The following is a 13,129-nucleotide window of genomic DNA, read 5'->3' on the forward strand; positions in this document are numbered from 1 at the left end:
CATAAAGGAATGAAGAGCAGCTAAAATCCTGAGAATGGGATAAACGGATAGGAATGACCATATTCAATGGGTGTATTGGCTTTAATATGCAAATAGCCTTGGCTTTCACAGGCCGCTAAAAGTGCCCCTGAGCTCTGTTGTGCGTGCGCATACGCCAAACCATCTTTACCAATAGAGACTCTTAAAAACTCATCTCGGCGTATGGTTTTGCTACGAGTAAAGCCTGCATCAACAGGGTAAGACCGTGGACGCGATGGGGTGGCGCCTGAGCACACTGCCAAAAGCAACCGAGCAAACCAATGATAGGTTACCAAGGTTGAGCTAGGGTTGCCCGGCAGTCCTAAAAAAGGTGTCCCTTTAATCGAAGCATGAACCAATGGCTTTCCTGGTTTAACCGCAATTTTCCACAAGTGAAGGGTCCCTAATGTTTCTAAGACACGTTTGACATGATCCTCTTCACCCACTGAAACCCCGCCTGATGACAGAATAACATCTGAACAAGATAAGAGTGTATTCAATGCGGCTTCCGTTGCCTCCGGGGTATCAATAGCGTGCAAACATTGGCTGACTTGATGACCAGATTGCGTCACTAATGCGCTCAACATAGGACCGTTTGAGTTGTAAATTTGACCCTGTTGTAAGGGCGCACCGACCGAAACCAGTTCGTCCCCCGTGGTTAAAATACCGACTCGCAACACCTGATATACGGTGATGTGTGTTAGGCCAAGACTAGAGAGTAAGCCAATGTGAATAGGGGTAACTTTGTCGCCTTTTTGCATCACGGTTTGGCCGATTTGCATGTCTTGTCCGGCAGGTCGAATGTTGCTTCCTTGCTCTGGGCGATCATTAAAGGCCAGTGTATCTTCAATAACCTGAGCGTTTTCTTGCATGATGACGGTGTCTGCACCAGGGGGGATATTGGCGCCTGTAAAGATTCGAGCACAGGTCCCTTTTTCAAGTGGGTCTGGATGCTGGCCTGCCGCGATGCGCTGACTGACCGTAAAAGCTTTTCCGACTTGCCAATCGTTAAACGCTAAAGCATAGCCATCCATTGCGCTGTTGTCGCTGGGTGGCACGGCAATGGGGGCTTTAATGTCGGTCGCTATTATACGCCCTGTTGCATGGTGTAAAGGGGTATCGATCGTGCCTACACGAACGTGGGCGCTGGCTTCTATATTGCTAAGTGCATCTTCAAATGCGAGTAGGGTAGACATGACCGTTTAGGCCTCGTGTTGCGTTGGTTGGTAAGGGCCAATAAGCATACTGACAAAGTTACAGGGGCGGTGTGATGCATCCAGCTGCTCTTTCAAAATACCATGCCAAGCGGTTTTGCATGCGCCGGTAGAGCCTGGTAAACAGAAAATCAATGTTTGATTTGCTAGCCCTGCAACAGCACGAGATTGAATGGTGGAGGTGCCAATTTCTTGATACGAAATATGCCTAAATAACTCGCCAAAACCTTCAATACTCTTATCAAATAAGGGCGTCATCGCTTCGGGCGTGCTGTCTCTTGAATAAAACCCTGTTCCACCCGTAATCAACACCACGTTGGTGGTGTCGCTGGCGATCCAGTTTGAGACAACGGCGCGCATTTGGTATACGTCATCTTTGACCAGCTTGCGTTCACTGAGAGTGTGTCCAGCCTGGGTGAGCAGAGCAATTAACGCTTCACCAGAAGTGTCTTCAGTCAATGAGCGTGTGTCTGATACGGTGAGTACGCTGATGTTTAATGGACGAAATGGAGTCGGTGTTTTAGCCATAGAAGTTCCTGTTTAGCCTCCTGTTGCACTCATGAAACGTAAAATCTGAGGCGTTTCATCGAGATTGAAGTGGTGTTTATGAGGTTTTAATGCCAACGCGTCGATAATGGCACTTTTTAGTAACTCGGTATCTTGTTGTGGGTCGCCTGAATGTTTACGAACCACGCTTTTTAAGTCTTTAGCGTGTTCGTTGCCAAGGCACAATAAAAGTTGCCCTTCTACTGTTAGTCTAACCCGGTTACATGCGTCACAAAAATTGTGGCTATGTGGTGAGATAACGCCAATTTTATGATCGTACCCTTCCACCTGATAATACGTTGTAGGGCCGCTGGTGGTCATACTACTTCGTGTCAGTGTGTAATTTTGTTCTAATCTTTCGATGACTTCATCGCTTGAGAGGTAGGTCGCGGCACGATTATGATCCGTAATGATCCCTAGCGGCATTTCTTCAATAAAACTGATGTCCATGCGTCGTTCCAGTGCAAAGCGGGCAAGGTCAAAAAGCTCGTCGTCGTTGTGTTGTTTGAGGATAACGCTGTTGATTTTAATGCGTTTAAAAGGCAACTGATTGACGGCATCGATCCCATCAATGACCTGTTGAAATTTGTCTCTGCGGGTTAAAGCATGAAAGCGGTCTGCTTTTAATGTATCCAGGCTGATATTAATGCGTGATACGCCGATATCCAGTAAACGTTGTGCCATTTTACGCAGTTGCGAGCCGTTGGTGGTAATGGTCAGTTCTTCCAAACCGTCTGTATTGGCAATTTGCTCTAATGCCCACAGTATATTCTTGCGTACTAGGGGCTCTCCTCCTGTCACACGAATGCGTTTTGTCCCCATGGCAATGAAGGTTTTGGCGATATAAACGATTTCTTCAAGGGATAGAATTTGCTGTTTCGCTAAAAAAGTGACGCCTTCATCCATGCAATAAGTGCAGCGGAAATCGCATCGATCCGTCACGGAAATGCGTAGGTAGTCAATCTTTCGACCAAAGGGATCGATTAAAGCGGGTGTAGACAAGCAAAAGTACCTCGTAATTTAAGTGTTCATAAAAGCAAAAAAAAGCCTATTAAGCAAAGCGGTAGCGACATTTTTACTGTGTTTTAATAGTGGAATGTGTCGATGTGCTGCATTGAGGTTAAACGCACCGAATAAAAACGGCATAATAAGAAAAATCTTATGCAATGATTGTGTAGAATGAGTGCGATAAAACGACGTGAACAAAAGGGAGTAAACGTGTGAATTCCGTAGTGAACCATTTAATTGGATTGTTAAAACTCGAGCGTATTTCAGATACTCAGTTTATTGGTTTGAGCCAAGACATAGGTTTCCCCAAGTTATTTGGTGGTCAAGTGGTGGGGCAAGGACTGAGTGCGGCAACTCAGACGGTAGAAGGACGTTTTCCACATTCTCTGCATTGCTATTTTTTGCGCCCAGGTGATTCTGCTCACCCTATTAAATACGATGTTGAAGTGGTTCGTGACGGTGGCAGTTTTAGTTTACGGCGCGTGCTTGCGTCTCAGTTTGGCAAAACGATTCTATCGATGACGGTTTCTTTTCAGGTGAAAGAAGAGGGCCTTGATCATCAAGATGCCATGCCTAATGTACCGGGTCCAGAGTCTTTTAAGTCAGAGTTATCGTTGTATCGAGAACACGCCAATGAGATACCAGAGAAAGTGCGAGACCTATTTATTTCCGATCGACCCATTGAATATCGTATTGTAGAAAATCAAAACCCCTTTCGCCCTCGTCCAGGTATTGCCAAGCGTCATATGTGGATTCGCAGTGTGGCGCCTTTACCCGATGACCCGTTGATTCACCAATCCATGCTTGCTTACACAACAGACTATGGCTTTATTGAGACCGCCCTAATGCCTCACGGTATTTCTATTGGGAATCCACGTCTTAAAATTGCCAGTTTAGATCATGCTATTTGGTTTCATCGCCCCTTCCGTTTGGATGAATGGCTTTTATATGTGGCCGATTCGCCTTCAGCAAGTGCTGCTAGGGGATTTGCGCGTGGGCAGATATTTAACCGTAAAGGTCAACTGGTAGCGTCTACCGCACAGGAAGGGTTGTTACGCTTTGCGGATAACCCAAAGAAATAGTGCGCATCTATGAGGGCGTGTGTTGATCCAGTGCCCAAATAATATGCTCTTTGACGAGATCAGACGCATTAGGTAACGCGTTTTGTAACGTTTCTATGGTGGCTTGATTGGTGGGCGCGTTACCCAAAGCAATGGCGATGTTACGTTGCCAATTTTCAAATCCTGTTCGACGAATAGGGGAGCCCTCTGTTTTTTTCAAAAACGTGGCTTCATCCCACTCGAATAACGTAATCAAATCCTCAGCGTCTAGGTTGTGACGTGGTTGAAAGTCGTCTTCATCCGTATGCTTAGCAAACTTTGTCCAAGGACAGACTAGCTGGCAGTCGTCACAGCCAAAAATGCGATTTCCCATTTTGCTGCGTAGCTCAACTGGAATAGCACCTTTGTGTTCAATGGTCAGGTAAGAAATGCATTTGCCAGCATCAAGTACCCATGGTTCTACAAACGCATCTGTAGGGCATTGTGTTAAACACGCAGTACAACTTCCGCAATGACGGGTTGTCGTGGGTTTGTCTACGGGCAGAGGTAAGTTAGTAAAAATTTCACCTAACAAAAACCAGCTACCCGCTTTAGGCGTGAGTAGAAGCGTGTTTTTACCAATCCACCCCATGCCTGATTGTTCAGCGATTTGTCTTTCTAATATGGGGGCGCTGTCAACAAAGGCACGATAGCCATGATCACCAACCTGTTGTTCGATCTTTTTTGCTAGCTGAGTAAGTCGCTTACGGATCAATTTGTGGTAATCACGCCCTAATGCGTAGCGTGCAATGTAGGCCTTGTTTTTCGTTTGAAGTCTTTCAACAGTGGCGACAGATTGGGGAAGGTAATGCATTCTGAGAGAGATGACACGACGTGTTCCCGGGTGAAGTTGTTCAGGGTGAAAGCGCATATCGCCATGGTTAGCAAGATAGTCCATGCCAGCATGATAGCCGTTGTCCAACCATTTTTTGAAGTCGTCTTTATATTGAGTGAGTTCAGGTTCAACAACACGGGCTTCGGCAAAACCAAACTCTTTTGCCCAAGTTTTGATGTCAGCAACCAGCTGTTGCAATGTTTCTGGCGTAGATAAAGAAGAAGGGAGCAAGGAAATACCGAAAGATAGAGCGCTAGGCAATAAATATTTGCCTAGCGTAGAAGGATTAATACAGTTGAGAGTCGCCTTTTACCACGTCCATTAACAATTTAATGAATCGACGATCGGCTTCTGTGTGCTCTTCCTGAATTTTAATGGTTGTTTGGTTTGAGACTTCTTCTGCAATGCGCTGGTAGGCATTAGGCTGATTAATGTTCTCTTTTGCAATACGGACTAACTCAGCAGCAAGTTCTGGGTCCATCAACATTTTGCGAAAACAACGGGTAAACTCATCAATAATACGTTGCTGATTAAGCTCGTTAGTCATGGTAAAACTCCTAGTAAAATTATTTTGCTATGACATCACGAAGTGTGAAATAGAGCAAGTTTTTAAATGTGGTTTGTACACTTTTGGTTGACAAGACCCCAAGGTAAAGACAGAATAAAACAACTAAAATTCGACAACATCCTGTCGATAACACCTTTTTATGAGCCACTAGCTCATCTCGTCAGATTTTTCTGATATGCACAAGTATAAAATGACGCAATACTGTCGTTTTTGCTTCTTCTCGCGAAAAGACGCGGGCAGTGTAAACACTGCGATTTCTTGCGTTTGAGTGTTTCTTACTTCTTATAAGTCATTTCTATTTATAATGAGTATTTCTTATTTTTAAGAGTTACCTCAGATTAGTTTAGCAAACTTCGTTTTATCAACTTTAATCTGTTTGTCTTATCCGGTTACAATAACCGCACTAAAATTAAAAAGACAAAAATATATAGAGGGTAACAAGGTGGAGTTATTATCCGGTGGTGAAATGATCGCCCGCTTCCTCAAAGATGAGGGAGTTGAGTATATCTATGGTTATCCAGGTGGTGCAGCCCTTCATATTTACGATGCTTTGCATCGTCAGTCTGATGTTAAGCACGTCTTGGTTAGGCATGAACAAGCGGCTACACACATGGCCGATGGCTATGCTCGTGCAACAGGCAAGGCGGGTACTGTATTAGTAACCTCAGGCCCTGGTGCAACGAATACAGTAACAGGCATAGCGACGGCTTACATGGATTCCATTCCTATGGTCGTTATCTGTGGCCAAGTAATGAGCTATCTGATTGGTGAAGACGCATTTCAAGAAACTGACATGGTGGGTGTGTCTCGTCCTATCGTTAAGCACAGCTTTACAGTGAAGCATCCTTCTGAAATCCCGATGATTATGAAGAAAGCGTATCATATTGCCAGTACCGGTCGACCAGGTCCTGTTGTGATTGATGTGCCAAAAGACATGACCATGCCGGGTGATAAGTATGAATACACTTACCCAGAATCAGTCGCCATTCGTTCTTATATACCGCCAACAAAAGGCCACTCAGGTCAAATTAAGAAAGCGGTTGAGCTTTTATTGGCAGCCAAGCGTCCTATTATCTACGCTGGTGGTGGCGTTATTATGGGCAATGCTTCAGATACGTTGATCAAGTTAGCAAAAGATCTTAATGTTCCTGTCACCAATACCCTGATGGGGTTGGGTGCTTATCCAGGTACAGATGAGCAATTTGTGGGTATGTTAGGTATGCATGGCGCTTATGAAGCTAACATGACCATGCATCACAGCGACGTTATTTTAGCTGTAGGTGCTCGCTTTGATGATCGTGTTACAAACGACCCTGATAAGTTTTGCCCTGGCGCAAAAATTATTCACATCGATATCGATCCTGCTGCTATTTCAAAAACGATTCGCGCAGATGTTCCTATCGTTGGTCCAGTTAGCCAAGTGTTAGAAGAGATGTTGTCTTTGGTCGAAGGTCAGAGCTCTAATACAGAGGCATTAACAACTTGGTGGAAGCAGATTAATGAATGGCGCTTAGTGCACGGCGGTCGTTACGATACGTCTGGTGACAAAATTAAGCCGCAAGCTGCGGTTGAAGCGTGTTGGCGTGCCACCAAAGGTGATGCTTATGTTGCCTCTGATGTGGGTCAGCACCAGATGTTTGCGGCGCAATATTACAAGTTCGACAAGCCAAACCGTTGGGTTAACTCAGGTGGGCTTGGCACAATGGGCTTTGGTCTTCCTGCTGCCATGGGCATCAAGATGAACTTCCCTGAAGAAACGGTTGTTTGTGTGACGGGTGAAGGCAGTATTCAAATGAATATTCAAGAGCTTTCTACGTGTCTGCAATACGGTTTGCCAGTGAAAATCTTGTGTTTGAATAACGGTTATTTGGGCATGGTTCGCCAATGGCAGGACATGAACTATGAAGGCCGTTACTCTAGCTCCTATATGGATTCTTTGCCTGATTTTAAAGTTCTCATGGATGCTTATCGCCATAAGTACGTTGAAATTCGTACCAAAGAAGAGCTAGACGCTAAGATGGAAGAAGCGTTTGCTATGACAGATCAACTGGTCTTCATCAATTGTTACGTGGACCCAGAAGAGCATGTATACCCAATGCAAGTACCTCGTGGTGCGATGCGTGATATGTTCTTGAGCAAGACGGAGCGAACCTAATTATGCGACACATTATTTCTGTATTGATGGAAAATGAGCCCGGTGCGTTGTCGCGGGTGGTTGGTTTGTTTTCTCAGCGTAATTTCAACATTGAGTCTTTGAACGTCGCCGCAACCGATGATGCGACGTTATCTCGTCTTACTTTGACGACTTATGGTTCTGACCAAGTCGTTGAGCAAATCACTAAACAGTTAAATAAGCTAATCGATGTTGTTAAGTTGGTGGACTTAACAGAAGGTCAGCATATTGAACGTGAGATGATGTTGGTCAAAGTAAGAGCAACGGGTGCGCAGCGTGCTGAAGTGAAGCGCACAGTGGATATTTTCCGTGGCAATATTGTAGACATGACACCTTCTATTTATACGGTTCAGATTGTCGGTGAATCAGATAAGCTTGATGGTTTTTTGCAAGCCCTAGGCGGTGCTCACTTACTTGAAGTAGTCCGTACTGGTGTGTCTGGTATTGCTCGTGGTGAGAAAACACTTTCTTTGTAGTTTCAATCTGAGTGCATCTCATTAAGACGGTTTATAAAAACCTCCAGTTAGTCTCAAGACAGCTGGAGGTTTTTTGTTACTTATCTTAGCTGTGTTCTTTTAGAAACTCTTCGCTTAGGTACAGTTCTTGGTTGCTGTTTACCTTTACATCTCGCTCTAAGATCATAGTAGCAATTGCTTGCGCTTCCTCTAAAGAGTGCATTTCATAAGTACCGCATTGGTATTCATTCAGTTCAGGAATATCGCTTTTTGCTTTTACTTTTAGTACGTCTTCCATTGCTCCTTTCCAAGCATTAGCCACTTGCTCTTCAGTAGGTGTGCCAATAAGGCTCATGTAAAACCCCGTGCGACATCCCATAGGCGAAATATCAATGATTTCCACACAGTCGCTGTTTAGATGTTCACGCATAAAGCCAGCAAATAGGTGCTCTAATGTGTGGATGCCACGCTCTGAAAGAATCTCTTCATTCGGTACGCAAAAACGTAAATCAAATACGGTGATATCGTCACCTTTAGGGGTAGACATAGATTTTGCCACACGAACTGCGGGCGCATCCATACGTGTGTGATCAACGCGGAAACTGTCTAGTAATGGCATGAAACTCTCCTGCTTGGGTTTGATTAAACGAGTGCTCTTCGTTTAATTAATAGTATGAAACTTATATAAGTAATCTTTATTGTACATGAAGTTTTACTGCTTTGAGTTGTTGCAATGAAATTTACAAGCTGTTTTTTGGGATTGCTAAGGATAAGATAGAGCGCGAGTAAAGTGCCCAAATCAAAGAGAAATTGAGCGAAAGGAATGAATGTAAAAACGAAATGGTCAGAAAACGCAAAATCCTACAATGAGCTTCTTCTTTTAGCGGTGCTTGGTATTTTCTGTGGCTTATTTAGCGGTCTTTTGATGGCTTTTTTTTATGCTGTTGTTTATGTGCCTATGCGCTATTTTATGGGCACAGACTTTGATGCCTTTGAGTCTTTGGCAGTCGAGTGGCGGGTATTCTTCTCTATTTTTGCCTGTTTATTGCTTGCTGTGGTTTTTACCTTATTGCCTCCTAGGCTTCACAAGGTTGGTGTGCCCTTTGTTGTTGAGCGACTGAATTATCACGATGGCAACTTACCAATTTGGAATGGGGTTGTTCAGTTTTTCACTGCAGCAATTGGCTTAATGGGAGGGTTGTCTATTGGTAAAGAGGGGCCTGCCGTTCATATGGGAGCCACGCTTGGTAGTTATCTGGCGACCAAGGCAAAACTACCGCAATATGGTGTTGAAACATTGTTAGCGTGTGGTATCGCTGGAGCAATATCTGCGGTGTTTCAGACGCCATTAGCCGGTGTGTTGTTTGTTTTTGAAGTGATATTTCTTGAGTACCGACAACGATATGTTTTGCCCGTTTTGCTGTCATCCGTTACGGCCACACTGGTGAGTCACTATCTAATTGGCCCTATCGATATTTTTAATGTGGGTGCAATGGTTTTGGCTCCCTTGTCTCTTGACTTGTTCTTAGCTTGCTCTGTGTTAGTTGTCTTTGTCCTTGGGTTATCTGTATTGTTTTTTCAGATACAAAAGCAACTTTGGCGATTTAGTGCTTTGTCTGTTTGGTGGCGATTCAGTGTTGTCGCGATGGTGTCTTCTACAGCGGCGGTTTATCTCCCTGAGGCGTTAGGAAGTGGCTTCTTACCTCTCAATCATTTGTTGTCGGGTGATTTGATTGTTTATTCCTTGTTGTTGCTTATCTTGGTGAAGACGGTGCTCACTGCTTTGACGATTGGGTTAGGGATCCCTGGGGGAATGATAGGGCCAACGTTTATTATTGGTGGCTTAGCTGGTGTGCAAATTGCCTTTACCTTTGGGGAAGGTGTTTCAGATGCGGCTTTATTTTCCTTATTAGGTATGGCAGCAATGATGGCGGCTTGTTTTCAGGCACCTTTAACAGCATTGGTGGCTATAATAGAAATGACCCATTCCTTTACAGCCATTGTGCCTGCATTATTTGTGATTGTTTTATCATGTTTACTTATTAGGGTGATTTTTCATCAAGAGTCGATATTTGTTGAGCGTCTGAATTTCATTGGCATGTCTTCTAGTATCAGCCCTTTTCAGCGTTTTTTGCGTCATCACACGATAAAACCTGTGGCTGAACCTATTTTGGCTTTGTCTAGTCATGCCTCGTTAGAGCAGATAAAGGATTTAGCGTCGAGTGTGGTAGACTACGTCGCTTATGAAAAAGATAACGAGTGGTATTTGGTTAAGCGATTGGCCGTACTAGAGACATTGCAACTACTTAATGAGGGGCCTCAACCCTGGTTGACGGTGTTCCATGATAAGATATCAATGGATATTTTTAGTGCGTTAGATTCTACGAATATCAAGCTTATTCAAGAGCCTAATTCTCTAGAGGCTATGTTAGTTTGGTTTCAGCGAACTGGGCTAAATGAGGTCCTGGTTCCTTTGTCCGATACGTCTTACCGATTAGTCTCTCGTCATCGTCTAGATCAATTTTTATTAAAGAGTGATTAGTCTTATTGTGGTTTTAGTGCGTAATTAGTCACAGTTTTAATATGAGTTACATTATCAAATTATAGGATATCGTTAATATGAGTCGTTCAGAAAGTCTATATGCACGTGCCCAACACCGCATTCCTGGTGGAGTTAACTCACCAGTTCGAGCATTCAATGGTGTTGGCGGTACGCCCGTATTTTTTCAAAAGGGAGAGGGTGCTTACGTTTATGACGAAGATAAAAAGCGTTATATAGATTATGTCGGCTCTTGGGGGCCTATGATTCTAGGCCACTCTCACCCAGATGTATTGGATGCTGTAAAGCATCAGTTAGATTATGGTTTAAGTTTTGGTGCACCAACCGAAGTTGAAATTACCATGGCAGAAAAGGTGTGCGAGTTAGTCCCTTCAATGGATATGGTACGAATGGTTAATTCTGGTACGGAAGCAACGATGAGTGCTATTCGTTTAGCGAGAGGTTATACCGGTCGAGATAAAATCGTTAAGTTTGAAGGTTGCTACCATGGTCACTCAGACTCTCTATTGGTAAAAGCGGGTTCTGGCGCTTTAACACTAGGGGTTCCTAATTCACCAGGTGTGCCTGCAGATTTAGCAAAACACACGATTACGCTTCAGTTTAATGACATTGAGGAAGTGACACGTTGTTTTTCTGAAATGGGTGATCAGATAGCTTGTATTATTGTTGAGCCAGTAGCCGGTAACATGAACTGCATTTTACCTGTAGAGGGGTTCTTACAGACGTTGAGAAAAGTTTGTGATGAGTCCGGTGCTGTGTTGATTTTTGATGAGGTGATGACAGGGTTTCGTGTCGCTTTAGGTGGCGCTCAAGATTACTTTGATGTTGTCCCAGATTTGACAACGCTGGGTAAAGTGATTGGGGCTGGGATGCCTGTAGGGGCGTTCGGTGGTAAGCGTAAAATAATGGAATGTATTTCGCCGCTAGGACCTGTATATCAAGCAGGCACCTTGTCTGGGAACCCTGTTGCTATGGTGGCAGGGCTGGCTGTGTTAAACAAAATCAGTGAGGAAGGTTTCCACCAGACGTTGGGCGAAAAAGCAAATCGTCTTGTCACAGGCTTGAAAAAAGCAGCAGATGAAGTGGGGGTGCCTCTTTGTGTGGTTAATGCAGGTGGTATGTTTGGCTTTTTCTTCTCAGAAGCGGATGCCGTGACTTCTTTTGCTGAGGTACAACGGTGCGACCTAAAGGCGTTTAAGGCATTTTTTCACCACATGCTAGAAGAAGGTGTTTATTTGGCACCGGCTGCGTTTGAAGCCGGTTTTATATCGCAAGCTCATACAGACGAAGATATTGACTATACAATTGATGCCGCTAGACGATCCTTTGCAAAGCTTGTCTGATTGAATAAAACAAAAAAGGGTTCTGATTATGTCTACTGACAATGTCAAAAAATCTCCAGTTGACGAAATTGAAGATGTTGATCTTGGTGATGAGAAAAAACAGCCTCATAGAGGAGTGTATTTATTACCTAATTTGTTTACGACAGCGGCTCTTTTTTCTGGTTTTTATTCCATAATTGCAGCGATGAACGGTGATTTCACACATGCTGCAGTCGCTGTTTTTATAGCTATGGTCTTAGATGGGTTAGATGGGCGCGTTGCTCGTTTGACCCATACACAAAGTGCGTTCGGTGCAGAGTATGATTCTTTATCCGATATGGTTTCATTCGGGATAGCGCCAGCATTAATTGTGTTTACTTGGGCGTTAGCTCCATTAGGCAAGATAGGGTGGATTGCTGCTTTTATTTATGCAGTCGGAGCTGCTTTGCGCTTGGCAAGATTCAATACGATGCTTGGTGTTGAAGAGAAGCGATATTTTACAGGTTTACCAAGTCCGGCAGCGGCGGCGATTGTGGCAGGTATTATTTGGGCTGCGAATGATAACGGTGTTTCTGGCGACAGTCTTGCCGTATTAATGGCGGTTATCGTTCCTGTTACAGGGTTGTTAATGGTGAGTAATGTTAAATACCGAAGCTTTAAAGATTTAGATCTTAAAGGGCGTGTACCCTTTGCAATGTTGCTAATAGGTGTTTTGGTGCTCGTTTTGATTGCGCTTCAACCAGCTTTAGTAATGATGGGAGGCTTTTGTCTTTATGGTTTATGGGGGCTATTGGGTGTTTTTATTAAGTTGATACGTTAAAAGCTTTTCTTAAACTATTTTGGGTTGTTATTTGATTAAAATGGCCTATCGCTGATCGTTTCTTGATCTGTTTTGTCCTTGTTTCAAATTAATTTGTGCAAATCGTGTTTTTCTTCAAAAAAGGGTTGCACAAAATCTGTAGATCCTTAATATACGCCCTCGCTGACACGGACAGGGCTTCAAGCCTTAGCTTACTAAACTAAGTTAAGAAGGTGAGCCGCTTAAGTGAATTGGCAACGCTCTTTAAAATAGATAATCAGATAATTTGTGTGGGCGCTCGCTGGAGGCTTCAGAAGATTGACATGGTTTACTTAGTTTACTAAGTAGGTTGTGAGCGATCAAAAAAATTGAAGTCTTACGAGAGTCTACACGGCAATCGCTTTATGTTGATTGGCTTTGCTTTTAAGCGGAGTGAATCGATTAAGTTATAGTTAGTGTAATACGATTTGAGTGAGCAAGCTTTTTAACTGAAGAGTTTGATCATGGCTCAGATTGAACGCTGGCGGCAGG

The 13,129-nt window shown here is 43.8% G+C and carries 12 protein-coding genes; 6 read left to right on the forward strand and 6 right to left on the reverse strand.

Annotated features, from left to right (window positions below; translation table 11 throughout):
* Positions 1–20: 20 nt before the first annotated feature.
* From LG368_RS08985 to moaA, 3 genes are read right to left on the reverse strand one after another with little or no spacing between them, the layout of a single operon-like run.
* Positions 21–1,214, reverse strand: a complete 1,194-nt coding sequence (locus tag LG368_RS08985) for a molybdopterin molybdotransferase MoeA (RefSeq protein WP_226754399.1) — start codon at positions 1,212–1,214, stop codon at positions 21–23.
* A 6-nt stretch (positions 1,215–1,220) separates the two neighbouring features.
* On the reverse strand, positions 1,221–1,760 hold the full coding sequence (gene moaB / locus LG368_RS08990) for a molybdenum cofactor biosynthesis protein B (protein WP_226754400.1): 540 nt from the start codon (positions 1,758–1,760) through the stop codon (positions 1,221–1,223).
* Between the two features lie 12 nt (positions 1,761–1,772).
* On the reverse strand, positions 1,773–2,780 hold the full coding sequence (gene moaA, locus LG368_RS08995; protein ID WP_226754401.1) for a GTP 3',8-cyclase MoaA: 1,008 nt from the start codon (positions 2,778–2,780) through the stop codon (positions 1,773–1,775).
* A 218-nt stretch (positions 2,781–2,998) separates the two neighbouring features.
* On the opposite strand from moaA, the gene LG368_RS09000 reads away from it, so the two are divergent.
* Positions 2,999–3,868, forward strand: coding sequence for an acyl-CoA thioesterase domain-containing protein (locus LG368_RS09000; RefSeq protein WP_226754402.1), 870 nt, complete (start codon positions 2,999–3,001; stop codon positions 3,866–3,868).
* Positions 3,869–3,875: 7 nt separating this feature from the next.
* Here LG368_RS09000 and queG read toward each other — a convergent pair whose 3' ends face one another.
* Both queG and LG368_RS09010 read right to left on the reverse strand, forming a co-directional pair.
* Positions 3,876–4,952 (reverse strand): tRNA epoxyqueuosine(34) reductase QueG, encoded by a 1,077-nt coding sequence (gene queG / locus LG368_RS09005; protein ID WP_226754416.1) that lies wholly within the window; start codon positions 4,950–4,952, stop codon positions 3,876–3,878.
* A 55-nt stretch (positions 4,953–5,007) separates the two neighbouring features.
* Positions 5,008–5,268 (reverse strand): hypothetical protein, encoded by a 261-nt coding sequence (locus tag LG368_RS09010; protein WP_226754403.1) that lies wholly within the window; start codon positions 5,266–5,268, stop codon positions 5,008–5,010.
* A 463-nt stretch (positions 5,269–5,731) separates the two neighbouring features.
* Between LG368_RS09010 and LG368_RS09015 the strand changes: the two genes are divergently transcribed.
* Positions 5,732–7,444, forward strand: a complete 1,713-nt coding sequence (locus tag LG368_RS09015; RefSeq protein ID WP_226754404.1) for an acetolactate synthase 3 large subunit — start codon at positions 5,732–5,734, stop codon at positions 7,442–7,444.
* Between the two features lie 2 nt (positions 7,445–7,446).
* Positions 7,447–7,938 (forward strand): acetolactate synthase small subunit, encoded by a 492-nt coding sequence (ilvN, locus tag LG368_RS09020; protein ID WP_226754405.1) that lies wholly within the window; start codon positions 7,447–7,449, stop codon positions 7,936–7,938.
* A gap of 85 nt (positions 7,939–8,023) precedes the next feature.
* On the opposite strand, the gene luxS is transcribed toward ilvN, so the two are convergent.
* Positions 8,024–8,536 carry an S-ribosylhomocysteine lyase gene (gene luxS / locus LG368_RS09025; RefSeq protein ID WP_226754406.1) on the reverse strand — a complete coding sequence of 171 codons (513 nt, stop codon included), beginning with the start codon at positions 8,534–8,536 and terminating at the stop codon, positions 8,024–8,026.
* A gap of 204 nt (positions 8,537–8,740) precedes the next feature.
* Between luxS and LG368_RS09030 the strand changes: the two genes are divergently transcribed.
* The 3 genes from LG368_RS09030 to pssA all read left to right on the forward strand — a co-directional run bounded on the left by LG368_RS09030 (position 8,741) and on the right by pssA (position 12,619).
* The gene (locus tag LG368_RS09030; RefSeq protein ID WP_226754407.1) at positions 8,741–10,459 is read left to right on the forward strand and encodes a chloride channel protein; all 1,719 of its coding nucleotides are present in this window, start codon (positions 8,741–8,743) and stop codon (positions 10,457–10,459) included.
* A gap of 77 nt (positions 10,460–10,536) precedes the next feature.
* Complete coding sequence (hemL, locus tag LG368_RS09035) at positions 10,537–11,820, forward strand: glutamate-1-semialdehyde 2,1-aminomutase (protein WP_226754408.1); 1,284 nt, start codon at positions 10,537–10,539, stop codon at positions 11,818–11,820.
* Between the two features lie 28 nt (positions 11,821–11,848).
* Positions 11,849–12,619 (forward strand): CDP-diacylglycerol--serine O-phosphatidyltransferase, encoded by a 771-nt coding sequence (gene pssA, locus LG368_RS09040; protein WP_226754409.1) that lies wholly within the window; start codon positions 11,849–11,851, stop codon positions 12,617–12,619.
* Positions 12,620–13,129: the final 510 nt, after the last annotated feature.

The organism is Marinomonas algarum (assembly GCF_020532605.1).
In the GTDB taxonomy this organism is placed as follows: Bacteria; Pseudomonadota; Gammaproteobacteria; order Pseudomonadales; family Marinomonadaceae; genus Marinomonas; species Marinomonas algarum.

Bases quoted from the DNA above. Each gene is read 5' to 3' on its own strand.
- luxS (WP_226754406.1), bottom strand. From the start codon at position 8,536: ATGCCATTACTAGACAGTTTCCGCGTTGATCACACACGTATGGATGCG.
- ilvN (WP_226754405.1), top strand. From the start codon at position 7,447: ATGCGACACATTATTTCTGTATTGATGGAAAATGAGCCCGGTGCGTTG.
- pssA (WP_226754409.1), top strand. From the start codon at position 11,849: ATGTCTACTGACAATGTCAAAAAATCTCCAGTTGACGAAATTGAAGAT.
- LG368_RS08985 (WP_226754399.1), bottom strand. From the start codon at position 1,214: ATGTCTACCCTACTCGCATTTGAAGATGCACTTAGCAATATAGAAGCC.
- moaB (WP_226754400.1), bottom strand. From the start codon at position 1,760: ATGGCTAAAACACCGACTCCATTTCGTCCATTAAACATCAGCGTACTC.
- LG368_RS09030 (WP_226754407.1), top strand. From the start codon at position 8,741: ATGAATGTAAAAACGAAATGGTCAGAAAACGCAAAATCCTACAATGAG.
- hemL (WP_226754408.1), top strand. From the start codon at position 10,537: ATGAGTCGTTCAGAAAGTCTATATGCACGTGCCCAACACCGCATTCCT.
- LG368_RS09010 (WP_226754403.1), bottom strand. From the start codon at position 5,268: ATGACTAACGAGCTTAATCAGCAACGTATTATTGATGAGTTTACCCGT.